The organism is Actinomyces sp. AC-20-1 (assembly GCF_023369555.1).
GTDB lineage: Bacteria > Actinomycetota > Actinomycetes > Actinomycetales > Actinomycetaceae > Actinomyces.
In genome coordinates, this window is the sequence record NZ_JACJVC010000015.1 from 1 (window position 1) to 23,958 (window position 23,958).

Genomic DNA, 23,958 nt, shown 5'->3' on the forward strand with positions numbered 1-23,958 from the left:
CACGGCTCACTGCGCGCCGGGCCCCTTGCGCCCGCGCAGGCCGCGCCCGAGCCAGCGCGCGGTGCGACCGGGCCGCACCTCGCTGGTGCGCAGCGCGCCGCGCACGTCCTGGGCCCGCGTCATGCCGACGAGGATGTCCTCGACGACCGGGTCCGCGGCGGCGAGCACGAGACCGGCGCTCGTCTCCTGCCCCGCTGTGCCGCCCGCGTAGTGGCGCGCCGTGATGGTGCCCGACAGGCCGGACTCGATGCCGACGTCGGTGGCCAGGTCCGCGGTGAGCAGCACGACGCCGGCCCTCGACAGGCGTGAGAGGGCGCCGGCGAGCTCGGCCGCCTCGACCGGCTCGGTCTGGGCGCCGGCCAGGAGCTCGCTGACGTCCCACTCGGCGTGGGAGGAGACGAGCTCCTTGACGGCCAGGGCGCCCGAGCCCGAGGGCACGACCGTGCAGTCCAGGTCGCTGGCGGCGCACAGCTGCGCCAGCGCCTGGGCGCTGGCCACAGGGGTGAGGACGACGGCGACCTTGACGGCGTGCGGCAGGCCCTCCGGCTGGGTGACGGGGGCGGGCACGGCCTCACCGGCGGGGCCGAGCGGGGCCAGGCCGGCGAGGGAGGACAGGTCGTCGGGGACCTCGACCTCGGGCACGGTCAGGGCCTCGGGGTCGCGGTAGGTGTTGTGGGGCACGTCCTCGAGGGACACGCCCGCAGGGGCCTCGTCCTCCTCGGCGTCCTCCTGGTCCCGTTGGGCGTCGGCCTCGTCGTCCCCGTCCGCGCCGGGGGCGGCAGCGTCGTCGGCGCCGTCGGCGCTCCCGGGCAGGTCCAGGTGCGCCATGAGGGCGGCGAACTCGGCGTCGATGTCCTGGCCGCCCGGGCTGCCGGGGGCTTCCGTGCCCCCCTGGGCACCCGACTGCCCCGGGACCTCCTCGGGCAGGTCCTCGCGCGCGCTCACAGCGAGCCCTTGGTGGAGGGGACGCCCTCGACGCGGGGGTCCGGGGACACGGCCGTGCGCAGTGCCCGGGCCAGGGCCTTGAACTCCGCCTCGGCGATGTGGTGGGGGTCGCGTCCGGCGAGGACGTTGACGTGCAGGCAGATGCCGGCGTGGTAGGCGATGGCCTCGAGCACGTGGCGGACCATGGAGCCCGTGAAGTGGCCGCCGATGAGGTGGTGGACGAAGGCCTCGGACTCACCGGTGTGGACGAGGTAGGGGCGTCCGGAGATGTCGACGACGGCCTGGGCGAGGGCCTCGTCGAGCGGGACGAGGGCGTCTCCGAAGCGGCCGATGCCGCGCTTGTCCCCCAGCGCCGCCCTCAGGGCCTCGCCGATGCAGATGGCCGTGTCCTCCACGGTGTGGTGGACGTCGATGTCGGTGTCGCCCTGGGCGCGCACCGTCAGGTCGATGAGGGAGTGCTTGCCCAGCGCGGTGAGCATGTGGTCGTAGAACGGGACCGTGGTGTCGATGTCCGTCCTGCCGGTGCCGTCGAGGTCGATCTCGACGACGACGCTGGACTCACTGGTCGTGCGCTCGATGCGGGCGGTGCGGGCCATGCGGGGTCTCCTGGTCTCGTGGGGCGCGGGTGGCTCAGGGCTGGGTGACGGCGGTCAGGGCGGTGCGGAAGGCCTCCATCTGCGACGGCGTGCCCATGCACACCCGAAGGTACCCGTCAGGACCGACGACGCGGACGAGGACGCCGCGCTCGAGCAGGGCCTCGAAGACGGCCCGGCGGTCCTCGAAGGGGCCGAAGAGGACGAAGTTGGCGTCGGACTCGAAGGCCGTGTGCCCCTGCTCGCGCAGCCAGGCGACGGTGGCGTCACGCTCGTCGCGCAGGGAGGCGACCTGGCTCATGAGCTCGTCGCGGTGCGCCAGGGCGGCCAGGGCCGCGGCCTGGCTGACGGCGGACAGGTGGTAGGGCAGGCGCACGAGGCGCAGGGCGTCGACGAGCTCCCTGGTGGCGGCGAGGTAGCCCAGGCGCAGTCCGGCCATGCCGAAGGCCTTGCTCATGGTGCGGCTGACAGCCAGGTGCTCATGGTCCGCCAGCAGCTCGAGCGCGCTGGGCACGCCGGGGCGGCGGAACTCGCCGTAGGCCTCGTCCACGACGACGACGGTGTCCGTGGGGGAGCCGTCCCGGTCGAGCGGGCCGGAGCCGCGGGCGGCGTCGAGGACGGCGCGCACGTCGTCCAGTCCCAGGGCGGTGCCCGTCGGGTTGTTGGGGCTGGCGAGGATGACGACGGCCGGGTGGTGGGCGGCGATGGCCTCGCGCACGGCCCCGACGTCGAGAGTGAAGTCCTGCCTGCGGGCGAGGGTGACGTACTCGGTGAGGGTGTCGCGCGCGTACTCGGGGTACATCGAGTAGGTGGGGGTGAAGGACAGGCACACGCGGCCGGGGCCGCCGAAGGCCTGCAGGACGTGGAGCATCACCTCGTTGGACCCGTTGGCGGCCCAGACCTGCTGCCAGGGCACCCGCACACCGGACTCGACGGCGAGGTAGTCGGCCAGGGCCTGGCGCAGGGCCGGGAGCTCGCGGTCCGGGTAGCGGTTGAGACGGGTGGCGGCGGCGCGCACGGCCTCGGCGATGTCGTCGACGACCTCCTGCGAGGGAGGGTAGGGGTTCTCGTTGACGTTGAGCCGGGCCGGCACGTCCAGCTCGGGGGCGCCGTAGGGGGTCTCGCCCGCCAGACCGGGGCGCAGGGGGAGGTTGCTCACGCCCGCAGTGTAGGAGGAGGGGCGCGCCGTCCGCGGGGGTGTCCACGCGGGGGCCGGCCCGCCTGCCGGGCCCCAGGTCTCAGTGGTGGGCGCTGAGCATGATCTCCTCGTCGTCCAGGCGCGCCAGGGCCGCCTCCAGGACGGTGATGACGCGGTGGCTCACGCCCGAGCGCCGGGCGATGGCCACGGCGACGGCGTCGGTGGGGCTGAGCACCGCGCCCAGCGCGATGGCCCAGGGCAGGGGCACGGCGGGGACCAGGAGGTGGACCACCGCCCCGAGGACCACCGCGCTGATGACGACCAGCCCGATGGCCAGGACGGACACGGAGCGCAGCTCCCGGCGGAAGTCCATCACCGGCATGGACACGGCCGCGGCGAGCAGCAGCGGCGGCAGGACCACCTGGAGGATGAGGTCGGGGTCGACCTCGATCGCGTCGACCCAGGGCAGGAAGCCGGTGCCGATGCCCAGGGCGAGCAGGATGAGTGGTGAGGCGACCCCGGCCTTGGGGGCGAGCTGGTGGCAGGCGGCGATGACGAGCAGGCCGACGACCGCGATGAGCAGAGGCGTCACGGTGGCCAGCCTACGGTGGCGGACCGGCCGCACCAGGCCCGCTGCCACGGGCCCGTGCGGCTCAGAGCCTGTCGGAGGCCAGGCGTGCTCCCTCGGCCAGAGCCTCGAGCTTGGCCCACGCGATGTGGGGGTGCACGCGTCCGCCCAGGCCGCAGTCGGTGGAGGCGACCACGCGCTCGGGGCCCACGGCGGCGGCGAAGCGCTCGATGCGGTCGGCGACGAGCTCGGGGTGCTCGATGACGTTCGTGGCGTGGCCGACGACACCGGGGATGAGGTACTTGCCGTCGGCCAGGGCGCCGTCGGCGACGATGTCCTTCCAGATCCTCCACTCGTGCTCGTGACGGGCGTTGGCGGCCTCAAAGGACAGGCCGTTGGCGTTGACCGCAAGGGCGAGGTCGACGATCTTGTCGAAGCCGAGGTCGGTCGAGTGGGGCCCGTGCCAGGAGCCCCAGCACACGTGGTAGCGCACCAGGGCCGGGTCGATGCCCTCCAGGGCGTGGTTGAGGGCCTCGATGCGCACCTCGGAGAAGCGCCGGTAGTCCTCCAGAGAGGGCTCGACGATGAACTGGTCCCAGGACTCGGCCAGGTCCGGGGCGTCGATCTGCACGGTCAGGCCCGCGTCGGTGATGGCCCGGTACTCCTCGCGCAGGGCCTCGGCCCAGGCCCAGACGGCGGCCTCGTCGTCCTCGTAGTAGTAGTTGCCGATCCTCGCGGCGGCGGCCGGGGAGATGGAGGCGATGAAGCCGTCGGAGACGGGCTTGCCGGCCTTCGCCAGGGCGGCGAGGGTGGCCTCGACGTCGCGCGTGACGACCTCGTGGCCGGTGAAGCGGATCTCGCCGGTGACGGTGGGCCACACGGGGGCCTTCATGGTGGCCAGGTGGATGCCGGAGGTGGGGTCGCTGTAGGCGTCGGCGAAGGTGGTCCAGTCGCGGCGCGCACCCATGGCGTCGAGCTCGAGCTTGCCGGCGGGGGTGGGCCTGCGCTCGGGCAGCTCGGTGACGATCTCGAGCCCGGAGAAGCGGTCGAAGGTGTACTGCCACCAGCCGCCGTAGTCGACCTTCTCGGCCATGAAGTGGCCGTACTCGCCGTCGTTGACGATGTCGATGCCGGTGGCGACCTGGCGGGCGACGACGGCGTCGGTCTCGGCGGTGACGACGGCGGCGAGGCCGGCGTCGTCGAGGGCGCCGGCCGCGTGGGCGGCGTTGGCCTCGAGCAGGGCGTCGGTGCGCGGCAGGGAGCCGACGTGGGTGGTGCGGATGCGGGTGGTCATCTCGTGTCCTTTGCTTGTGCGGGGGCGTGCGGGTAGCGGTGGTGGTTGCGGGGGCTGCTGGTGCGGTGGCCCGCGGGGGCTCGGCGGGCGCTCACAGGCGCTCGGAGGCCAGGCGCGCGCCCTCGGTGAGGGCGGTGAGCTTGGCCCAGGCGATCTGGTGGTGGACGCGCCCGCCCAGGCCGCAGTCGGTGGAGGCGACCACGCGCTCGGGTCCCACGAGGCGGGCCAGGCGCTCGATGCGGTCGGCGACGAGGCCCGGGTGCTCGACGACGTTGGTCGAGTGCGACACGACGCCCGGAACGAGGTACTTGCCCTCGGGGAGCTCGGTGGTCTCCCACAGGCGCCACTCGTGCTCGTGGCGGGCGTTGGCGGCCTCGAAGGACAGTCCGTTGGCGTTGACCGCCAGAGCGAGGTCCACGAGGTCCGCCAGGGCGATGTCGGTCGAGTGCGGGCCGTGCCAGGAGCCCCAGCATACGTGCAGGCGCACCTGGGCCGGGTCGATGCCCTCCAGGGCGTGGTTGAGGGCCTCGATGCGCGGGGCGAGCCAGGCCCGGTACTGGTCGATGGTGGGCTCGGGATTGACCTGGTCCCAGCACTCGGCGAGGTCCGGGGCGTCGACCTGGACGGTCAGGCCCGTGTCGGTGATGGCCCGGTACTCGGTGCGCAGGGCCTCGGCTGCCGCGGCCAGGACGCTCTCGTCGTCGGCGTAGTGGGCGTCGGCGAGGCGGGCCAGGCAGCCGGGTGACAGGGCGGCGACGAAGCCGTCGGAGGCGTCGCGGCCGACGGCGGTGAGCGCGTCGGTGAGCAGGCGGGCGTCGCGGGCGACCTGGTCCGTGCCGGTGTAGGCCAGGGGGCCGGTGATGACGGGGACGCGCTCGGGCGCGCCGGCGAAGCCGATGCCGCTGGAGGGGTCGGCGTAGGCCTCGTGGAAGGCCTTCCAGTCGCGCCGGTCGGTGAAGGCGGACAGCGTGAGCAGCCCCGGCCGGAGCGCGGCTCACGCACGCCCGTGGACGGCAGGTCCTCGACGTCGTGGAGGCTGATGCCGGACAGACGGGCGAAGGAGTAGGTCCACCAGGCGGAGTAGTCGACGGGGTCGGTGGAGAGGTGGCCGGCCTGCCGGGCGACGACGGCGGCCACCTCCTGGGCGAGGACCTCGCGCAGGGCGGCGTCGTCGAGCTCGCCGCAGGCGTGGCGCCTGTTGGCGTCGAGCAGGGTGCGGGTGCGCGGCAGGGAGCCGACGTGGGTGGTGCGGATACGGGTGGTCATGGGTGGTCCTGTCAGTCCCGACGGCGGTGCCGTCGTGCGGGTGGTGGGGACCGGCGCCGGGCGCGCTCGCGCACGGCTTGGGGCTGAGGCGGCCGGGCGCCTCAGCGGGGCATGGCCTCCCCTGCGGCACGCTGCTGCGTGGGCAGGGGGTTCTCCGTCCTCGAGGTGCGGGGGTGGTGCCCGCGTCCGGTGGTCACGGTGGTCTCGTCCTTCCATCGTTCCTGGCAGGAGCACCGTCCGCCGTCGGGGCGGGGCGGTTGCTGCGGCGTCGGGGAGCCAGGTCTCTCAGCCGCTCGGGATGGTTGTGCTGGGACAGTACACGACGTCCTCACGGGTGCGGGTCCCGGCCCGCCATGCGGACACCCCGCCCGGGAGCGCCGCCCGTCCCGCCCGGCGGCACTGCCCGGACCGCCCGCCGCGGGCCCCGGCGCTGCTCACTGGTGAGGTCCTGCCGCTAGCGTGCGCGGTATGGACACCACCACTGCTGCTGCGAGCCCGCCGTCCTCACCCGTGCGCGAGCGCGCCGAGGCGGTGCTGCGCGCGCTCGTCGGGCGTGAGGACACCCGCCTGCGCGAGGACCAGTGGAGGGCGGTCGAGGCACTCGTCGTCGGGCGCCGCCGCGCGCTCGTGGTCCAGCGCACCGGCTGGGGCAAGTCGGCCGTCTACTTCGTCGCCACCGTGCTGCTGCGCGAGGGCTGGGCGGGATGGCGCGAGGGCGACCCGCTGCCCCGCCCCGGGTCACGCAGCGGGGCGGGAGCGAGCGTCATCGTCTCGCCGCTGCTGGCCCTCATGCGCGACCAGGTGGCGGCCGCGCGCCGGGCGGGCATCCGCGCGGTGACGATGAACTCGTCCAACGCCACCGAGTGGGGTGCCATTGAGGAGCAGGTGCGCGTCGGAGAGGTGGACGTGCTGCTCGTGTCCCCGGAGAGGCTCAACAACCCGGTCTTCCGTGACGAGGTGCTGCCCCACCTGGCCGCCGACGCCGGCCTGGTCGTCATCGACGAGGCGCACTGCGTCTCGGACTGGGGCCACGACTTCCGCCCCGACTACCGGCGCATCCGCACCCTGCTGTCCGGGCTGCCGCAGCGCACGCCCGTGCTGGCGACGACGGCGACCGCCAACGCCAGGGTGACGGCGGACGTCGCCGAGCAGCTGGGGGTGCGCGAGGGCTCCCCCGCGGGGCCGGCGGCACCCGGGGACCCGGGTGTGCTCGTGCTGCGCGGCACGCTCGAGCGCAGCTCCCTGCGCCTGGCCGTGCGCGCCCTGCCGGACGCGGCCACCCGCCTGGCCTGGCTCACCGGCTACCTGCGTGCCAGGCCCGGCTCCGGCATCGTCTACTGCCTCACGGTGTCCGCGGCCGTCGAGGTCAGTGAGCGCCTGCGTGAGGCGGGGCTCGAGGTGGCCGCCTACACGGGCCATACGGACCCGGCCGAGCGCGAGCGCCTGGAGGAGGAACTCAAGGCCAACCGGGTCAAGGCCCTGGTGGCGACCTCCGCCCTGGGGATGGGCTTCGACAAGCCGGACCTCACCTTCGTGGTGCACGTGGGGGCGCCCGCCTCCCCGGTCGCCTACTACCAGCAGGTCGGGCGTGCCGGCCGTGGCGTGGACCGGGCGGAGGTCGTGCTGCTGCCGGGTGCGGAGGACCGCTCGATCTGGGAGTGGTTCGGGGCGCAGGGCTTCCCGCCCGAGGAGGAGGTCCGTGAGGTCCTGGCCGCCCTGGAGGCCGCGCGCGCGGGCGGCGAGGGCCCCATGAGCACGGCGGTGCTCGAGACCGTCACGAGCCTGAGGCGCACGCGGCTGGAGTCGATGCTCAAGGTGCTGGACGTGGACGGCGCGGTGCTCCGGGTGCGCGGGGGCTGGGTCTCCACGGGCGCCGAGTGGGCCTACGACGCCGAGCGGTACGCGCGCGTGGAGGCCGCGAGGCTGGCCGAGCAGGAGCTCATGCTCGCCTACGAGGCGCTTGAGGCACCCGGCTGCCGGATGGCCTTCCTGCGCTCGGCGCTCGACGACCCGGCCATGCCCGAGGGGTGGCGCTGCGGGGCCTGCGACCTGTGCGGGGGCCTGGTGCTCGACGTCGTGGCGGGCGAGCAGGAGGTCGAGGCGGCCCGGGCCTCGCTGGCGCGCGTGGGGGTGGCCATCGAGCCGCGCCGGCAGTGGCCCACGGGTATGGACCGCCTGGGCCTGCCCGCGCTGCGCGGGCGCATCCCCGAGGGCAGCCGGGCGGCTGCGGGCCTGGCCGTCGGGCGCCTGGACGGGCTCGGCGTGTCCCGCGCCCTGAGGGAGCTCGTCGAGCCGGCCGCGGGCAGCGCCCCCGTTGCGGAGGGTCCCGCCGACCCCGGTGCGCCCGGTTCAGCCGGCCCCAGCGCGGTGAGCGGGCCGGTGCCTGAGGCGCGCGGCGGCGGGGACGGCTGCGTCCCGGCAGCGCTGCGCGAGGCGGCCGTCGAGGTCGCGGTCAGGCTCGGTGGGCTGGCGCAGCCGCAGGAGGAGGCCGGTGCGCCGGACGGGCAGGGCGGGCTCGTCGTCGTGCTCGTCGACTCCCGCACCCGCCCGCAGCTGGTGCGCCAGCTGGGCAACGCGGTGGCCCGGACGCTGGCCGCGCCGCCGCTGGGGGTCGTGGCCGTGCGCGGCGAGCCTGGGCGCCACGCCGTCGGCTCCGCCTTCCGCCTGGCGGACGTCGCCCGCTCGCTCACGCTCGAGGACTGGCCCCGCAGCTCGCTCGCGCGCCTGCAGGGCGCCCACGTGGTGCTCGTGGACGACTGGACGGACTCGGGCTGGACGCTCACCGTCGCGGCCGCGCTGCTGCGCGAGGCGGGTGCGGCCAGCGTGCGCCCCTTCGTCCTGGCCCAGCGCTGAGGCCCTCCCCTCGCGTCGGTGCTCCCCCACGCGGCGGGCCGGCCCTAGCGCAGCCGGGCCCGGACGGCCTCGCCGTGGGCTGGCAGGTCCTCGGACTCGGCCAGGGCCGTGAGCGGGCCCGTGAGCGAGGCGAGCGCGGCGGCGTCGTACTCGATGACCTGGACGGGCTTGAGGTAGGCCATGACGCTCAGCCCGGCGGCGAAGCGGGCCGTGCCCCCGGTGGGCAGCACGTGGTTGGAGCCGGCGAGGTAGTCGCCCAGCGGCACCGGCGAGTAGGGGCCGACGAAGATGGCACCGGCGTTGCGCACCCGGTGCGCCACCGCCGGGGCGTCGGCCGTGTGGATCTCCAGGTGCTCGGCCGCGTAGGCGTCGGTGACGGCGAGGGCCTGCTCGAGGTCGCGCACGAGCACGGTGCCGGACTGCGGGCCGGTGAGGGCCGTCCTGGCCCGCTCGGCGTGCCGGGTCGCGGCCGCGCGTCGTTCCAGGGCGGCGTCGGTGGCGTCCGCGAGCGCGGGCGAGTCGGTGATGAGGACGCTGCCGGCGTGCGGGTCGTGCTCGGCCTGGGAGAGCAGGTCGGCCGCCAGCAGCTCGGGGTCGGCGGTGGCGTCGGCGAGGATCGCGATCTCGGTGGGGCCCGCCTCGGCGTCGATGCCGACAACGCCGCGCACCGCGCGCTTGGCGGCGGCGACGAAGATGTTGCCGGGGCCGGTGATGACGTCGACGGGCTCGCACAGCTGCTCGCCGCTGCCGCCCGCGGCGGCGATGTCGGCCCGGTCGGTCGCGGTCTCGGCGGCGGCGCCGTAGGCGAGCATGGCGACCGCCTGGGCGCCGCCGGCGGCGTAGACCTCGTCGACGCCCAGCAGGGCGCAGGCGGCGAGGATCGTCGGGTGGGGCAGGCCGCCGTGCTCCTTCTGCGGCGGGGAGGCCAGGGCGACCTGCTCGACGCCGGCGACCTGCGCGGCGACGACGTTCATGACGACCGAGCTGGGGTAGACGGCGAGCCCGCCGGGCACGTAGAGGCCGACGCGGCGCACGGGGACCCACCGCTGGGTGACGGTGCCGCCGGGGACGATCTCGGTGACGCGCTCGGTGGGCAGCTGGGCGGCGTGCCCGGCGCGGTTGTGGGCGATGGACAGCTCCAGGGCCTCGCGCACCGCCCCGTCCAGGCTCCCCAGGGCCTCGGTGAGGGCAGCGGCGGGCACGCGCAGGTGCTCGGGGCGCACGTGGTCGAAGCGCTCGGCCGCGTCGCGCAGGGCCGCGGCGCCGCGGGAGCGCACGTCCTCGATGGTGGGGGCCACGGCGTCGAGGGCGGCCGCGACGTCGAGGGTGGCACGGGGCAGGGCCTCGGCGAGCTCGCGAGCGGTGAGGTCGGTGTCGCGCAGGTCGATGCGGGTGAGCATGGCGCCAGGGTAGCGGTGCGGCCGCGGGAGGGGACACGGTGTCCGGGCTCCGAGGACCCGGCCCGGTGCGTGTCAGGAGCGGGCGGTGTAGCGGCGGGTGCGCTCGTCGTCGATGACGCCGTCCCAGCCGAGGCCGAAGCCGAAGGCGTAGCGGTTGCCGGCGGCGTCGGTGTAGGCCTCGTAGTCGAAGGGCAGGTCCTCGGCGTGGGCCTCGACCGTCTCCATGGAGGCGGGCATCGTCACCGGCAGCAGGCCGCTGGGCTCGAAGCGTCCGCGCAGCAGCTCCCACACGTGCTCCTGCGCCACGCCCAGGTCCACGACGACGGCGTCGGCCAGCGGCTCGACCTCGGACATGACGGTGGGGTTGTGCATGCGCAGCACGACGACGACCGGCTTGTCCCCCATCGCCCGGCGGGCGGCGCGCACGGCGTCGAGGTCATGGGCGTTGTGGACGGTGGCGGTCTTGCCGTGCACGCTGCGGTCCGGGTGCGCCGTCTCACGGAAGTCGCCCTGGGCGATGGAGCTCTCGCGCGCGGCGTGGGCCGTGTAGGGGCCGTACTGCAGGGAGATGGGCAGGTAGCCGTTGCCGCCGGCCTCGCGGTCCGCGGCGCTGTACTGCTCGCTGAGCGGGGACTCGATGAACACGACGGCGACGTCCGCCTCACGCGGGTCGGCGGCGCGCTCGAGGGCCGCCCCGCCGGCCCGGTAGGGGTCGATGTCGCGGGCGGGCTCGGGCAGGCGCATGAAGCCGAGCGAGGCGTCGACGTGGCGGGTGGGGACCCAGGCGCGCCGGGTGGTGGCGGGCAGCAGCAGGACGGCCCCGCCGTCGGGCCGACGGTTCTTGATGAGGACGAGGCTGTCGCGCTGGGCGGCCCGGCCGGCCTCCATGAAGGCCTCGCAGCCGACGACGGCCGTGGACTGGGTGGGGTCGAGGTAGGGGTTCTCGAACAGGCCGGCGCGGAAGAAGGTGCGCAGCAGGCGGGCGGCGGAGGCCTCGAAGCGCTCACGGGCGGCGGCCTCGCCGTCGCGCTCGGCGATGAGGCGGTAGGCCTCGATGACGGGTCCGGCGTCGCTGTTGCCGCCGAACTGGTCGACGCCGTTGTCGATGGCCAGGGCGTGGCGCTCGGCGACACTGAGGTCCTCGACGCCGTAGCAGCGCTGGCCGAAGGCGCTCATCTCGGGGTCGGGGTCGGCGGTGACGCCCCAGTCGGTGCACACGACGCCGTCGAAGCCGTAGCGCTGGCGCAGCATGTCGTGGACGATGACGCGGTTGTAGGCGTTGGCCCGCGGGGCAGGGCTGTTGCCGTCGCTAGTGGTGGAGTCGTTGGTGACGGTGCCATCCGGGGCGCGGTAGGCCCAGGAGACCGTGTAGTAGGGCATGACGGCGCTGGCGGACCCGGTGGGGCCCTCGAGGCGGAGGGCGGCGTCGGTGAAGGGCACGAGGTGCTGGGCCTCGTTGCCGCCCGGGTAGACGGCGAACTTGCCGAAGCCGTAGTGGGCGTCGCGCCCGGCCTCGCCGGTGCCGCCGCCGGGCCAGTGCTTGACCATGGTGGCGACACTGCCCGCGCCCCAGCCGGCGTCGGTGGCCGAGTGCTCGAGGGCGGGCAGGCCGAGGGCGGCGCCCGGCTGGTGCTCGGGGGCCTCGGTGGTCTGCATGGCGTCGCAGTAGGCGCGCGCGTAGTCGCTGGTGAGCCCGGCGTGCGGGCCCCAGGTGTCCTGCAGGCGCATCCACCTCGGGTCGGTGGCGAGGTCGATCTGGGGTCCGAGCGCCGTCGTGATGCCCAGGGCCCGGTACTCGCGGGAGATGATGGCGGCGCTGGTGCGCACGCGCTCGGGCTCGAAGAGGGCCGCCATGCCCAGGCCCTCGGGCCAGCGCGAGACGTCGACGGCGCTGGTGGCGAACTCGGCGCCGGTGGCCTCGGCGGCGCCGTGGCGGGGGTCGGATGAGGTGTTGACGGGCACGCCCAGCGGGCAGGACTCGGCCAGGGCCTGCATGGCGTTGCTCCAGCGGGCGGCGGTGTCCGCCGGCTCGAGGGTGATGGCCAGGACGTGGCGCAGGTGGTCCTCGGTGAGCATGGCGACCTGCTGGTCGGTGAGGGCCCAGGCGGGCAGGCCGGCCTCGGCGAGGGTGCGCCCGCCGTAGGTGCCGGGGAAGGGGCCGGTGCCGGGGTTGGGCACGGCCTGGTGGGGCGAGTAGAGCATGAGGCCGGCGATCTGCTCGATCGTCAGGCGCCCGGCCAGGTCCGCGGCGCGGGTGGCGGCGTCCAGGCGCCAGTCCTCGTAGGGCAAGAGCTCGCCGGTGCGGGCGAGGTCCTTGAACAGGAGGCCGTCGACCTCGATGACGGGGGCCATGGGGTTCCCAGGGCGGGGCCGCCCTCCTGGTGGTGCAGGGTGACGACGGGGTCGGTCTGGGCGGCGGTGGTCACGTCGGGCTCCTTCACCGGTGTGCGACGACGGCGAGGGGCTCTCTGGTGGGACCCGGCTCGCTGGGTGCGTTGATCGTAACGGCGGCGGACTGGCGGGGCCCGTGCCCGGGCCCTTGCACGGGCACGCCACCACTTGTGGCATTGTGTACACATAGTCTAATATGTCGACATGGATACCCTGACGACTACTGTCACCACCCGCGAGCTGCGCGCGGGTCTCTCCGATGTCGTCAGCCGGGCGGCCTTCGGGCATGAGCGCATCGGTATCAACCGCAACGGCAAGCTCGCCGCCGTCGTCGTCCCGGTCGAGGACCTTGAGGCCCTCGAGTACTTTGAGGAGGCGCATGACGTCATCGCCTACGACGAGGCGAAAGCGGAGGACGACGGAACGCGCATCTCCTTCGAGGACGCTCGCGCCCTCCTCGACGAGCTTGACTGATGCCGTACCGCGTCGAGCTGACCAAGAAGGCCCTCAAGCAGCTTGCGCGTCTCGAGCGGGCGGACCGCCGTCGGCTCGTGCACGCCATCGGAGAGCTGGCCGAGAACCCGCGCGCGGTCGGATCGCGCAAGCTTGAGGCGCGCAAGCACGCCTGGCGGCTCAGGATCGGGCAGTACCGAGTCATCTACGACGTGCTCGACGACGCGCTCGTCGTCGATGTCATCCGCGTGGGACACCGCCGTGAGGTCTACCGGCACTGAGACCGGGACCACTCCTCCTGCCCTGCGTCGATGTCAAGCATCGTCGATGCATCAGGGAGACTGCTCCTCGCCCCCGGCTCGTGCCGGAGAGATGGTTGTCAGCCGACGCCGTGGCGCTCGAGCCAGTCCCGGGTCTGTTCCCAGGAGCAACGGCCCTCGGCGACGGAGACGACGAGATCGTAAGCCTCGTCGTCGGGCTCGTCGAGGTTGGCGCCGTTGAGGCCGAGGAACACGACGAGACTCATCCAGCCGAGGCGCTTGTTGCCGTCCACGAGCGCATGGTTGCGGACGATGGACTCGAGCAGCACAGCCGCCTTGGCAGCCAGTCCCGGGTAGACCTCGTTGCCGTACAGCGAGGTCGCAGGGCGCTGAGCGGCCGAGGACAACAGCCCGAGGTCCCTGACGCCCGGCGCTCCCACACGGTGGGCGAGGGCGAGCAGGTCCTCAAGGTCGAGGTAGGCGGTCACTGGCCGAGGCGGTCCAGGAGGTCGGCGTAGCGCTGGGCCGCTTTCTCGGCAAGGTCGGCGACCCGGGTCTGGTGCAGGTGCCGCTCAGCCGTCTCAACGATGGCGCGGGCGGCGGCCTCCTGCTTCGAGAGCCCTTGAGCGGCGGCGAGCTCGGTGAGGATGCGGTCCTGGTCGGCGTCAAGCCGGAGCGTCATGGCCATGCGACAACGGTATCAGTGCGGTATCAACGTTGCGGTGTCGCGACATCGCCGTGAGGTCCACCGGCACTGAGACCGGGTCCCGTCCCGCTTGCCAGCCGTGTTCCGGCTCCCTCCCCGGTCCCGAGCAGGGAGCCGGAACGCGGCTGCTCACGCCTGCGCGGTGACGCGCTCGGCGAAGGCGAGGACCTCCACCTCGACCTCGGTGCGTGTCGTCGGCTCGTTGTGGACCTCGTGGCGCACGCCGGTCCACACGCGCGTGCGCACGTCGCGCAGGCCGGCGGCCCACAGGTCGTTGGCGAGCGCGTAGGCGCCCTCACCGAAGTTGCCGGCCGGGTCCTGGTCCCCGGCGATGATGAGCACGGGCAGGCCCTCGGGCACGGACGCGGCCCAAGCGGGCCCGTTGCAGCGGCGGTACAGGTCGCCGAAGGACTTCGCGAAGCGCAGCGTCATCGGGGCGCCGAAGTTGTTGAAGGGGTCGACGGCGTGGTCGGCGACCACCCCCTCGTCGAGGGCGACCCAGGCGGTCGGGGGCACGCCCTCGCCGTAGCGGTCGTTGGCGCCGACGAACATGAGGGCGGACAGCCCGTCGGTGTCGAGCGCCTCCCCGCCGCGCTCAGCGATGGCCGCCTCCAGGGCCCGCTCCAGGGCCGGGTCCTCCAGGCCGCGCATGTGGGCGACGGGCCCGCAGTAGACGGCGCCGGCAAGGCCCTCGGGGTGCGCGGCGGACAGGGCGCGGGCGATCATCGAGCCCCAGGAGTGGCCGAAGAGGAGGTAGGGCAGGTCGGGGAAGCGCTCGGTGACGATCTCGCGCAGCCGCTGCTCGTCCTCGACGACGACCTCGTCGCCCCGCTCGCCCGTGTCCTGCCAGATGCCCGAGCGCATGGCGGTGGCGCCGTGTCCGGCGTGGTCGTCGGCGGCGACGACGTAGCCGTGCTCGACGAGGGTGGCGATGAGGTGGAGGTAGCGTCGCGAGTGCTCACCCAGGCCGTGGATGAGCTGGACGACGCCGCGCGGGCGGGTGGTGGCGGGCGTGTAGATCCAGGCCTGGATCTCGTCGCGGCCGTTGGTGGAGGTGAAGGGGACCTCGTACAGAGCCATGGGGCTGACCTCTCTGTCAGGTGGGGGCTGAGACACCAGGCTAACGGGGCCGCGTGCCGATGGCAGCGGTGTCGCCGCCGCTCCTGCGGCACGAATTCGTGTCGCAGGGCGTCCCCACCCTGGCGCCATGGTCTCGTTCAAGATCTTGTTTCGGTCCCTCCGGCCCCGGCGTCGCAGAGGCGCCCCTGACACCTCGGCGCCACCCGCGCCTGCGCCGAGGCGTCCCGAGCCCTTCCGCCTGCGCACCTCCGCATCACCTGGCAAGGAGCTGCCAACCGCGTATGAGTGGCTGTCTCACCGTCACTCGCGTGAAAACCTGCCTATTTTCGCCTTCATCATCATGTCACCGGTTTTCACTGTTCTGCTCTTGACCATGACCGCCCTGATGATGGGTCTCGCAGACCGCAGCGGGCGGTTGCCTCTGCCCTGGTCGTCTCTTTTCGAGCAGATCGGCTCCAACTCGTTTCGTGAGGACCTGTTGACAGCGATATCAGTCGGTGTAGGTATCGGTGTGGCACTTGCCGCGTTCTCGAGCCGAGTGCGTGCACGCCCTGAGGGGATCGAAGCACAGACTGGTTGGCTGGAAGGCGTTCTCAACGACGACGACCGGGACGAGCTGCTGCGAGCACTCATGGCGGCAGTCGTGGTGGTTGTCGGTATGAGCATTTCGCTGTACGCCGTGTCGTCATTCGTCGACGACGGGCGCCGCGTCTCCGAGGCTCTCATGTTCCTGCTTCTCAGCATGGTCTTTGTCGTCTGCGCGCGTCTGCCGGACCTCATCGTCCCAACTCGGACGGGTACGATGGCCGGCTACGCGAGGACGCTGCTGAAGCTCTTGACGCTCACGCTGTGGTGGGAACAAGTCAAGGCATCTGAGACCACACCGGCCAGATTCATGCCCCCCTTGTCCCTCGCGGGTTTCCGTCGACGACCGTCACTGTGGGGACACCTGGCGTGGGCGTGCCTCCATATCGCTGTCAGCATGACAGTCTTGTCTATCGTGTCGGTAGTCAGCGGTGCTGGCCGCGCGGTTCTCATTGTTGTTCTGGTGTCGACAGTCGTGGCATCCGTCATGGCTGTCATCCTCATCTTCACCACCAGTGAGGCAGTGGCGCAGATCATAGTCGGCAAGAAGTCTGGGCGTTATGACGCCCTGTTCCCCCTCATTTTAACGACACTTATGCTCGTGGCAGTCGTTATTCTGCTCATTGAAGCCGCTCTGGAACAGACGTCGGTCACGATATGGCCAGTGATCCTCGCGTGGATACCCTGCCAGTGGTGGCTGATCCCGCTTTGGCGGTTTCTCCTTGGCCGCCCTCGCACGCGCATTGCGGCAAGCATCCCCTGGCACCCGTTGGAAGACCGGACCGTGTTCGTCATTCGTCGAACGGCACATCGTCTGCGCCAGAACCTCGAGATCTACGACATCTCGCACGGGGCCACCAGCGCGGACAGTCTCACACGCGGCACTATCTCGGAGCTCATCCTCCCTGCGGGTGCCACGGTCGGCCTCCACCCCAGTGGGGGCCGGTCGGCCTGGGCCGTCAGCGCCGGCGTGAAGCGTCCCCGTGACCCTGCTGAGCCCGACCTGCGCGCACGGGTGTCAGCGGCGTACGAGGCGCTGACCAGGCCGGGCCACGACGCCCGGTGACGGCGCGGCCGGCTCGCCCGAGGCCGCCTCCTGCCGACCTGAGCCCCCGGAGCACAGACATCGTTCCCACTCACCAACAGGGCGCGTGCAGGGGTCAAGCCCTACGCTGCTGCCATCCCACCGTCGTCGAAGGAGCACGTCATGCGCTCACCGTCGAGCCGCGCACTCACCATCGCCGCCACCGCCACACTCACCGCTCTCACAGGGGGCGCAGCCCTCCTTGGCTACCTGGCATGGAACCCGCGAGCGCCTCGGCTCAAGCGTGGCCGCATCCGGATCGCCTGTGTCGGCGACTCCAACACCTACGGCGCCGGCGTCGCCACGGACCGGCGGTCTCGCCACGCCTACCCGGCCCAGCTGCAGGACCTTCTCGGTGAGCGCTACCAGGTCCTCAACTACGGTCTCAGTGGCCGCACGCTTCTCGACTCCGGGAACTGGCCGTACAGCTGCGAGCGCTTCGACCACCTGTCCCGCAACGTTGGCGCCCGGGCGATCGTGCTCATGCTCGGCACCAATGACGCCAAACCCTGCAACTGGGACCCGGAGCGCTTCGAGCGAGAGCTCACCGCCCGCATCGACGCCTACCGCGCCCTGCCGAGCGCCCCGACGGTCCTGCTCGCCACTCCCCCAGCGGCGTATGAGCCCAACCCCTACGACATCGACGCGGACGTCGTCACCCGGCAGGTCGTCCCGACCGTCCGCCGCGTCGCTGAGGCCACGAGCACGCCTCTCGTGGACGTGCACACGGTGACCTCCGTCCCAGAGCTCAAGCCGAAGGACGGCATCCACCCCAACGCCGCGGGCCTGGGCGCCATCGCCGCCGCGGTGCGCGGCTGTCTCGTCGCTGCGGGCGCCGTCGCGAAGGACTGACGACGGTCGGCCACTGCGGCTGACCGGTACCAGGAGGGCCCACGACACGGCTCACGCCGGCGGACCGACGTCAGCCGACGGACGGCATGCGACGCACGCCCCACCTCACCCCGCGCCCACCTTGACGACGTGCACGGGCCCGGCGAGACCGCATCGCCCCATCCCCGTCTACGACCTGCTCCCCACCCACCAGCCCCGCTCCCACGTCCTCGTGCTCGATCCGCAGGGCCGCCAGATCCGACCATGCCGTCGCCCCGCTCCACCTCGAAGTGCTCGTCCAGCACCTGGGCGAGCGCGCTCAGGTCCGTCCCGGCCCAGTAGACCCAGGCCTCCGTCTCCACCCCTCAGCTGCACCGTGCGCGAGCCCTGCCGCGTGACGAGCACGTGCGGTGCGGCCCCGGCCGGTACCGGGGCGGAGCTCAGGGGCGTGCGCGCTCGTCAATGGTCTCCTCACCCCCTCAGATCGTGAACGTTCACATCTCATGTGCCGTGTCACTACACTCAGCCACGAGACCAGGCCCGGGCGACGCCGCCCCGGCACCGGCCGCCGTCGGCACCAGCGCCCCGCAGCCGGGCACCACGACCACCAAGGGAGCACCCCGGATGAGCACCCCCGCCCTCGACCTGACCCGCACCGCCCTCGGCATCGAGCTCGGCTCGACCCGCATCAAGGCCGTCCTCACCGACCCTGCCGGCACCGTCCTGGCCACCGGCGGGCACAACTGGGAGAACTCCCTCGTCGACGGTATCTGGACCTACTCCCTCGAGGAGGTCACCACCGGGATCCAGGCCGCCTACGCGGCCCTCGCCTCCGACCTGCGCACCACTTACGGCGCCGAGCTCACCACCACCGGGGCCATCGGCGTCTCCGCGATGATGCACGGCTACATCCCCCTCGACGCCGACGGCGCCCTCCTCACCCGCTTCCGCACCTGGCGCAACACCATCACCGCCGAGTCCTCGCGCGAGCTCTCCCAGCTCTTCGGCCTCAACATCCCCCAGCGCTGGACCGTCTCCCACATCCACCACGCCGTCACCGGCCACGAGGAGCACGTCAGCCGCATCAACCGCGTCACCACGCTCGCCGGATACGTCCACTGGCGGCTCACCGGCCGCCACGTCCTCGGCGTCGGCGAGGCCTCCGGCGTCTTCCCCATCGGCCCTGACAACCGCTCCTTCGACCCCACCATGCTCGAGGCCTTCGACACCCTGGTCGCCGACGAGCCCGCCGTCACCTGGTCCCTCGGGGACGTCCTGCCCGACGTCGCCCTCGCCGGTGAGGACGCCGGGGCCCTCACCGCCGACGGCGCCGCCCTGCTCGACCCCACCGGCACCCTGCGGCCGGGCGTGCCGCTGTGCCCCCCGGAGGGCGACGCCGGCACCGGCATGGTCGCCACCAACGCCGTGCGCCCGCGCACCGGCAACGTCTCGGCCGGCACGAGCGCCTTCGCGATGATCGTCCTCACGGAGCCCCTGCGCAGCCTCATCGAGGAGATCGACCTCGTCGCCACGCCCTCCGGCGCCCCCGTCGCCATGGCCCACGCCAACAACTGCACCTCGGACCTCAACGCCTGGGTGGAGGTCTTCTCCCAGTTCGCCCAGGCCATCGGCGCCCCGGTCGAGCGAGGGCCGCTGTTCGACATCCTGCTCAGTGCCGCGGCCGAGGGCTCCATGGACGAGGCCGGGGTCATGAGCCACAACTTCCTCTCCGGTGACGCGCTCGTCGGGCTCAGCGAGGGACGCCCGCTCACGGTGCGCCGGCCCGAGGCCCGTTTCAGCCTCGCCGGGCTCATGCGCTCGCACCTGTTCGCCCTCTTCGCGGCGATGGCGCACGGCGTGCGCATCCTGCGCGGCGCCACCGACGTGCGCATCGACTCCATGCACGCGCACGGCGGCATCTTCAAGACCCCCGAGATCCCCCAGCGCGCGCTGGCGGCCGCCTTCGACACCCCCGTGTCCGTCTCCGCGACGGCCTCCGAGGGCGGCGCCTGGGGCATGGCGCTGCTCGCCGGCTACCGGCTGTGGGCCGAGGGACGCAGCCTCGAGGACTACCTGCAGGAGGTCGTCTTCGCGGGCGCCGAGGAGGTCACCATCGAGGCGACGGCGGAGGAGGTCGCCGAGTACGCCCGCTACCTCGACCGCTTCGTCGCCGGCCTGCCGCTGCAGAGGACGGCCGTCGAGGTGTACTGAGGCCTGCCGCCACCGTTCCTCACTGAGCCCTGAGCCCCCCACGCTGAGCCCTGACCTCTCGGGTCAGGTCCCGGTGTGGGGGCTCAGGGCTCAGCGTGTCGCCCTCAAGCCGAGGGGCATCGTCCGCTCCATCCGCGACCGGCCAAGCACCGTGGCAATGTAGGTTTAGGCGGGCTTGGGGCAACGGCACGTGCCTCAGCTCCGCTCGACTCCCTTCTTCCACGTAAGAACGGCGATTTGGATCATGGCAACAATGAGCGACATCGCCCGCGAAGCGGGCGTCTCCCTGAGCACGGTGAGCTACGCCCTGAGCGGCAAGCGTCCCATCTCGCCCGCCACACGCGAACGGATCCAGGAGGCAATTGACAGGCTGTCGTACCACCCAACCGCCTCCGCCCGGGCCCTCGCGCTCAATCGCTCCTCGCTCCTCGCCGTCGCAGCACCCCTGCGTCCCGGCGCGAACGGGCATGTCATTATGCAGTTCGTCCGCTCCATGCTCGGCACCGCCTATGAGCGGGACGTCGATATCCTCCTCGTCGCCGGAGAAGACGCCGAGCACACTCAACGGGTCATTGAGGAGGGCAAGGCGGACGCCCTTGTGGTGATGGATCTCAGCGACGGGGACCCTCGTACGGGCTTCCTCCGCAAGCTGCCGAAGCCCGTGGTGCTCATCGGGTACCCGAAGCGCACCTATGGGCTCGCATGCGTCGATTTCGACTTCCGCGAGGCTGCCGCCCTGTGCGTGCGAGAGCTCCACGGCAGCGGCTCGCGCTCGATCTGGATGATCCGCACACCGCAGGAGGCCGGAGAGCCCGTGTTCACCTACCAGCGCCGTTCCCTCGAGGGCTTCCACGACGGCCTGGACGATTTCGGTCTGACCGGTCAGGTGGTTGAGCTCCCTGCCGCCTACCCTGAGGTCCTCCAGTGGGCCAGACAGTCACTGCTTGGACCCAAGGCTCCCGACGCCCTGTTCGTACATCATGAGGCCCTGCTGGCTCCGCTCGGGCGCGCGCTGCGCGACCTCGGCGTCGAGGTGCCCAACGCCCTCCAGGTGGCCGCCATCGCCCCCCAGGACGTGGCAACCGACGGTCCCTGGCAGGTGTCCGGGACAACGTTGCCTATCGAGACGATCGGGGCGACCGCCGTGACGATGGCCCTGGATCTCGTCGACGACACCGACCTCGCCCCCTCCTCCCAGCTTCTCGCACCCCGCTTCACCCACCGCGAGACCACGCGCTGATCTACGTCGTCCCGAGCGACACAAAATGGCTAGAAATCGTCGAAGCGATTCGATAGTGTGACACTCACACCGACCGGACCGCGCCGGTGCCCGCCGACACACGGAGGCACTCAATGACGACATGCCGCACGCAGCCGCACGGGACCCCTTCTCCCTCCGACACGCTTCGACTCACATGGGCGCGCAGCATCGTGCCCCAGCTCACCGTGGAGGAGCGCATCCGCTTTCTCCACCAGCACTCCCCGGGAGCCGAGCGGCTAGGAATCGGTCCCTTCACGACCGGCACCGAGGCGCTGCACGGCGTCGCCTGGCTCGGTCCGGCAACGAGCCTCCCTCAGCCGGTAGGGATGGCAGCGACATGGGACCCGGGGCTGCTCAGGGAAGCCGGCCAGGCTGTTGCGACTGAGGTCCGCCACATGCGACAGGCCGATCCTGCGATCAGCCTGACCGTGTGGGCCCCTGTCGTCAACACGCTCAGGCACCCGCGCTGGGGCCGCACCGAGGAGGCGTACACGGAGGACCCCCTGCTCAACGCCGAGCTGGCGACGGGCTATGCCGAGGGCCTGCGTGGCGATGGGGAGAACTGGACAACCGTGCCCACGCTCAAGCACTTCCTCGGCTACTCCAACGAGACCGACCGCTCAGCCACGTCCTCGCAGCTGGACCCGCAGGTCCTCGAGGAGTACGAGCTTCCAGGTTTCCTCGTTCCCTTGCAGCGAGGTGCGGCCGGCTCGGTGATGCTCTCGTACAACCTCGTCAATGGCCGGCCGGCCCATGTCAGCGAGCTGGTGGGCACCCGGCTGCGCTCCGCCGTGGCGGACCCGGACCTGCTCTTCGTCGTCACGGACGCAGGTGCGCCGAGCAACCTCTGGAAGTCAGAGAAGGTGTTTCCCGACGCCCCCACGGCGTACGCGGCGATGCTGCGATCCGGTGTCGACTCCTTCACCGATCACGACTCCGACCCTAGCGAGACCATCGCCGCCGTGACCCAGGCCCTGAACGAGGGGCTCATCACGGAGGAGCACATTGACCACGCCGTCGTACGGCAGCTGGTGGCACGCGCGCGTACCGGGGAGTTCGACTCGCTCATGGGCTTGGCGGAGAGCAACGGCACACGGGCCATCGACCGGACGGAAGCACGGTCCTTGTCCCGGGAGGTGGCGACCCGCAGCGTCGTGCTCCTGGGACACGGTTCTCGCGGGCACGACGTGCTGCCCATCGCCCCGCACAGCACCGTTGCCGTGATCGGCACGCAGGCGCACGAGGTGCTCCGCGACTGGTACTCGGGCGAGCTCATCGCCCCGGTGACGCTGGTGGACGAGCTGTCGGCACGTCAACAAGCCCCCATCAGATCAACCGAGGCCATCGAAGCGATTCACCTATCTGTTCCCGTAAGGCTGGACCAGAGAGAAAGTGCTTCCAGCACCGCCACCCCGGCCTACGTCCACACCGGGGACGACGGGTCGCTCAGGATCAGCCGACCCGACTCCGACGGGCCACTGCTGTCGGACCACCCTGCGGTCCTCGAGGTCATCGACTTCGGTGAAGGCATCCTCGCGTTGCGAGGCGAGACCGGTCGTTATCTGTGTCCCGACGACTACGGCCAGCTGGCCTTTGACGCCGAGTCAGTCGGCGGATGGGTCAGCCAGGAGCTGTTCAGGCGCGAGCCTCTCCCCAACGGACACTGCCTCCTCGTCCACCGCGCCACCGGGCGCTATGTTGGCACGGAGCACCACTCCGGTGCACTCACGCTGCGCGGCACCAGCCCTGACAGCGGCACGCCCCTACAGGCACACACCGTGCACGACCCGGACCAGGCGTTCACGGATGCCGCCGACGGCGCCGATGTCGTCATCGTCGCCGTCGGGAACAACCCCCATGTGCACGGGCGCGAGACCGAGGACCGTCCTCACACGCGCCTTCCTGAGCCAGACAGGAGACTCGTGCAGCGACTGAGGGCCCTGCCCGCTGAGGTCGCGACCGTGCTCGTCATCACCTCCTCCTACCCCTACGACCTTGAAGGCCTCGACGACGGCATCGACGCGGTGATCTGGTCATCCCACCTCGGGCAGAGCGAGGGCGAGGCGCTCGCCGATGTCCTGACCGGTGCACGCGACTTCTCGGGCAGGCTCGCCCAGACCTGGCCGATCGACTCTGAGCTGCCCGATCTGCTCGACTACAACATCATCCGGACCAAGTCGACCTACCTGTACGGCCAGCCTCATCGATTCCCCTTCGGGCACGGCCTGTCGGTCGACACCGTGCACTGGGACCGGGTCACGCTTGAGCTCGGCCACAGCGGAGTGAGCGCTCACGTGGACATGACCGCTCCACGGCAGCGCCGCACGCAAGGTCCACTCCACGACGTCGTCCAGGTGTACGCCGACCTGCCGGCACGCTCATTCAGCCGACGCCCGTTGCACACGCCGGAGACACGGTTGGTCGGTTTCGCCACCGTCACTCTCCCGCCCGGGCAGGAGCACGCTTCAGTCGACCTCATGATTCCCCTCGAGCGCCTCGCGGTCTTCGCCTCGGACACCTCATGCTGGGAGCTTCCCGACGGCGCCTTCCAGGTTCGCGTCGCCCGCTCGAGCTCCCCCAGCGCGACGGTCTGCGAGTGCTCGTTCACCCTGCCAGAGGAGCTGACTGGCCAACAGCAGACGAGCTCAGCAGCGGCCCCTGCGTTCATCGGCACGGACCGCGCCGAAGAGCTGCGTGGTCTTGTCCGCGCGGCCACGACCCCGACACACGGTGAGGAGCTGCGCCCGCAAGATAGCAGTGGTACCTGCGACTTCATCCTGCCCGCCGGAACACGCGTCACCGCGCTCCGGACGCGTCGGCTCCCGGCCCCCGGTACCAGTGAGCCCCCGTCAGCAGACGTCGTCGACACCAGCACCGGCAAGCCGCTCCCGCTCCCGTTGTCTGTCAGCGCGGAAGAGCCCTACCACCGTGTGGGACGACTGCGCATCCGTCTCCGCGGCCCGGTCGCGCTGCTGGGCATAGAAACGACAGCGGAGTAAGACCGTCCCCCGACCGAGACCTCCACCATCCATAGAGAAG

Annotated in this window: 17 protein-coding genes, 2 pseudogenes and 1 riboswitch; of the genes and pseudogenes, 8 read left to right on the forward strand and 11 right to left on the reverse strand. The window is 72.1% G+C overall.

The features are described from left to right. Positions 1-6 precede the first annotated feature (6 nt). From H6X67_RS08815 to H6X67_RS08840, 6 genes and pseudogenes are all read right to left on the reverse strand, one after another. Positions 7-945 carry a hypothetical protein gene (locus H6X67_RS08815; protein ID WP_311765828.1) on the reverse strand — a complete coding sequence of 313 codons (939 nt, stop codon included), beginning with the start codon at positions 943-945 and terminating at the stop codon, positions 7-9. Beyond that, positions 942-1,541, reverse strand: a complete 600-nt coding sequence (gene hisB, locus H6X67_RS08820) for an imidazoleglycerol-phosphate dehydratase HisB (RefSeq protein ID WP_249367601.1) — start codon at positions 1,539-1,541, stop codon at positions 942-944. Before hisB ends, H6X67_RS08815 begins: the two co-directional genes overlap by 4 nt. 34 nt (positions 1,542-1,575) lie before the next feature. Continuing rightward, positions 1,576-2,697: a histidinol-phosphate transaminase gene (locus H6X67_RS08825; protein WP_249367602.1), complete on the reverse strand. Its 1,122-nt coding sequence runs from the start codon at positions 2,695-2,697 to the stop codon at positions 1,576-1,578. Positions 2,698-2,830: 133 nt separating this feature from the next. After that, positions 2,831-3,268 (reverse strand): annotated as a pseudogene (locus H6X67_RS08830) (cation:proton antiporter domain-containing protein); the annotation flags it as partial. Positions 3,269-3,329: 61 nt separating this feature from the next. Continuing rightward, entirely contained in the window at positions 3,330-4,538 is a 1,209-nt protein-coding gene (locus H6X67_RS08835; RefSeq protein ID WP_249367603.1) for a cobalamin-independent methionine synthase II family protein, read from the reverse strand. Between the two features lie 91 nt (positions 4,539-4,629). Continuing rightward, a pseudogene (locus H6X67_RS08840) lies at positions 4,630-5,804 on the reverse strand (cobalamin-independent methionine synthase II family protein). Positions 5,805-6,013: 209 nt separating this feature from the next. Beyond that, positions 6,014-6,109, reverse strand: a riboswitch (SAM riboswitch). A gap of 163 nt (positions 6,110-6,272) precedes the next feature. On the opposite strand from H6X67_RS08840, the gene H6X67_RS08845 reads away from it, so the two are divergent. Next, positions 6,273-8,657 (forward strand): RecQ family ATP-dependent DNA helicase, encoded by a 2,385-nt coding sequence (locus H6X67_RS08845; RefSeq protein ID WP_249367604.1) that lies wholly within the window; start codon positions 6,273-6,275, stop codon positions 8,655-8,657. 44 nt (positions 8,658-8,701) lie between these two features. Here the strand turns inward: H6X67_RS08845 and hisD are convergent, their stop codons facing one another. Both hisD and H6X67_RS08855 read right to left on the reverse strand, forming a co-directional pair. Continuing rightward, on the reverse strand, positions 8,702-10,057 hold the full coding sequence (hisD, locus tag H6X67_RS08850) for a histidinol dehydrogenase (protein WP_249367605.1): 1,356 nt from the start codon (positions 10,055-10,057) through the stop codon (positions 8,702-8,704). A gap of 72 nt (positions 10,058-10,129) precedes the next feature. After that, positions 10,130-12,409, reverse strand: a complete 2,280-nt coding sequence (locus H6X67_RS08855; protein WP_249367606.1) for a glycoside hydrolase family 3 N-terminal domain-containing protein — start codon at positions 12,407-12,409, stop codon at positions 10,130-10,132. 243 nt (positions 12,410-12,652) lie between these two features. Here H6X67_RS08855 and H6X67_RS08860 point away from each other — a divergent pair, with 243 nt between their 5' ends. Both H6X67_RS08860 and H6X67_RS08865 read left to right on the forward strand, forming a co-directional pair. Further along, positions 12,653-12,922, forward strand: a complete 270-nt coding sequence (locus H6X67_RS08860; protein WP_249367607.1) for a type II toxin-antitoxin system Phd/YefM family antitoxin — start codon at positions 12,653-12,655, stop codon at positions 12,920-12,922. Continuing rightward, positions 12,922-13,182: a type II toxin-antitoxin system RelE family toxin gene (locus H6X67_RS08865; RefSeq protein ID WP_249367608.1), complete on the forward strand. Its 261-nt coding sequence runs from the start codon at positions 12,922-12,924 to the stop codon at positions 13,180-13,182. Before H6X67_RS08860 ends, H6X67_RS08865 begins: the two co-directional genes overlap by 1 nt. 98 nt (positions 13,183-13,280) lie before the next feature. Here H6X67_RS08865 and H6X67_RS08870 read toward each other — a convergent pair whose 3' ends face one another. The 3 genes from H6X67_RS08870 to H6X67_RS08880 form a co-directional block, all read right to left on the reverse strand. Then, on the reverse strand, positions 13,281-13,649 hold the full coding sequence (locus tag H6X67_RS08870; protein WP_249367609.1) for a type II toxin-antitoxin system death-on-curing family toxin: 369 nt from the start codon (positions 13,647-13,649) through the stop codon (positions 13,281-13,283). Next, the gene (locus H6X67_RS08875; protein ID WP_249367610.1) at positions 13,646-13,849 is read right to left on the reverse strand and encodes a CopG family transcriptional regulator; all 204 of its coding nucleotides are present in this window, start codon (positions 13,847-13,849) and stop codon (positions 13,646-13,648) included. Before H6X67_RS08875 ends, H6X67_RS08870 begins: the two co-directional genes overlap by 4 nt. A gap of 147 nt (positions 13,850-13,996) precedes the next feature. Beyond that, positions 13,997-14,947, reverse strand: a complete 951-nt coding sequence (locus tag H6X67_RS08880) for an alpha/beta fold hydrolase (protein WP_249367611.1) — start codon at positions 14,945-14,947, stop codon at positions 13,997-13,999. Positions 14,948-15,074: 127 nt separating this feature from the next. On the opposite strand from H6X67_RS08880, the gene H6X67_RS08885 reads away from it, so the two are divergent. The 5 genes from H6X67_RS08885 to H6X67_RS08905 all read left to right on the forward strand — a co-directional run bounded on the left by H6X67_RS08885 (position 15,075) and on the right by H6X67_RS08905 (position 23,918). Next, positions 15,075-16,598: a Na+/H+ antiporter NhaC family protein gene (locus H6X67_RS08885; protein ID WP_249367612.1), complete on the forward strand. Its 1,524-nt coding sequence runs from the start codon at positions 15,075-15,077 to the stop codon at positions 16,596-16,598. Positions 16,599-16,739: 141 nt separating this feature from the next. Next, positions 16,740-17,468: a GDSL-type esterase/lipase family protein gene (locus H6X67_RS08890; protein ID WP_249367613.1), complete on the forward strand. Its 729-nt coding sequence runs from the start codon at positions 16,740-16,742 to the stop codon at positions 17,466-17,468. Positions 17,469-18,071: 603 nt separating this feature from the next. Then, positions 18,072-19,658: a xylulokinase gene (locus H6X67_RS08895; RefSeq protein WP_249367614.1), complete on the forward strand. Its 1,587-nt coding sequence runs from the start codon at positions 18,072-18,074 to the stop codon at positions 19,656-19,658. 253 nt (positions 19,659-19,911) lie between these two features. Further along, the gene (locus H6X67_RS08900) at positions 19,912-20,898 is read left to right on the forward strand and encodes a LacI family DNA-binding transcriptional regulator (protein ID WP_249367615.1); all 987 of its coding nucleotides are present in this window, start codon (positions 19,912-19,914) and stop codon (positions 20,896-20,898) included. Between the two features lie 191 nt (positions 20,899-21,089). Beyond that, positions 21,090-23,918 (forward strand): glycoside hydrolase family 3 C-terminal domain-containing protein, encoded by a 2,829-nt coding sequence (locus H6X67_RS08905; RefSeq protein ID WP_249367616.1) that lies wholly within the window; start codon positions 21,090-21,092, stop codon positions 23,916-23,918. Positions 23,919-23,958: the final 40 nt, after the last annotated feature.

What these genes read in the sequence shown, in the direction of transcription:
- hisB (WP_249367601.1), bottom strand. Translation starts at nt 1,541, where the DNA reads ATGGCCCGCACCGCCCGCATCGAGCGCACGACCAGTGAGTCCAGCGTC.
- H6X67_RS08835 (WP_249367603.1), bottom strand. Translation starts at nt 4,538, where the DNA reads ATGACCACCCGCATCCGCACCACCCACGTCGGCTCCCTGCCGCGCACC.
- H6X67_RS08845 (WP_249367604.1), top strand. Translation starts at nt 6,273, where the DNA reads ATGGACACCACCACTGCTGCTGCGAGCCCGCCGTCCTCACCCGTGCGC.
- hisD (WP_249367605.1), bottom strand. Translation starts at nt 10,057, where the DNA reads ATGCTCACCCGCATCGACCTGCGCGACACCGACCTCACCGCTCGCGAG.
- H6X67_RS08855 (WP_249367606.1), bottom strand. Translation starts at nt 12,409, where the DNA reads ATGGCCCCCGTCATCGAGGTCGACGGCCTCCTGTTCAAGGACCTCGCC.
- H6X67_RS08860 (WP_249367607.1), top strand. Translation starts at nt 12,653, where the DNA reads ATGGATACCCTGACGACTACTGTCACCACCCGCGAGCTGCGCGCGGGT.
- H6X67_RS08865 (WP_249367608.1), top strand. Translation starts at nt 12,922, where the DNA reads ATGCCGTACCGCGTCGAGCTGACCAAGAAGGCCCTCAAGCAGCTTGCG.
- H6X67_RS08875 (WP_249367610.1), bottom strand. Translation starts at nt 13,849, where the DNA reads ATGGCCATGACGCTCCGGCTTGACGCCGACCAGGACCGCATCCTCACC.
- H6X67_RS08880 (WP_249367611.1), bottom strand. Translation starts at nt 14,947, where the DNA reads ATGGCTCTGTACGAGGTCCCCTTCACCTCCACCAACGGCCGCGACGAG.
- H6X67_RS08885 (WP_249367612.1), top strand. Translation starts at nt 15,075, where the DNA reads ATGGTCTCGTTCAAGATCTTGTTTCGGTCCCTCCGGCCCCGGCGTCGC.
- H6X67_RS08890 (WP_249367613.1), top strand. Translation starts at nt 16,740, where the DNA reads ATGCGCTCACCGTCGAGCCGCGCACTCACCATCGCCGCCACCGCCACA.
- H6X67_RS08895 (WP_249367614.1), top strand. Translation starts at nt 18,072, where the DNA reads ATGAGCACCCCCGCCCTCGACCTGACCCGCACCGCCCTCGGCATCGAG.
- H6X67_RS08900 (WP_249367615.1), top strand. Translation starts at nt 19,912, where the DNA reads ATGAGCGACATCGCCCGCGAAGCGGGCGTCTCCCTGAGCACGGTGAGC.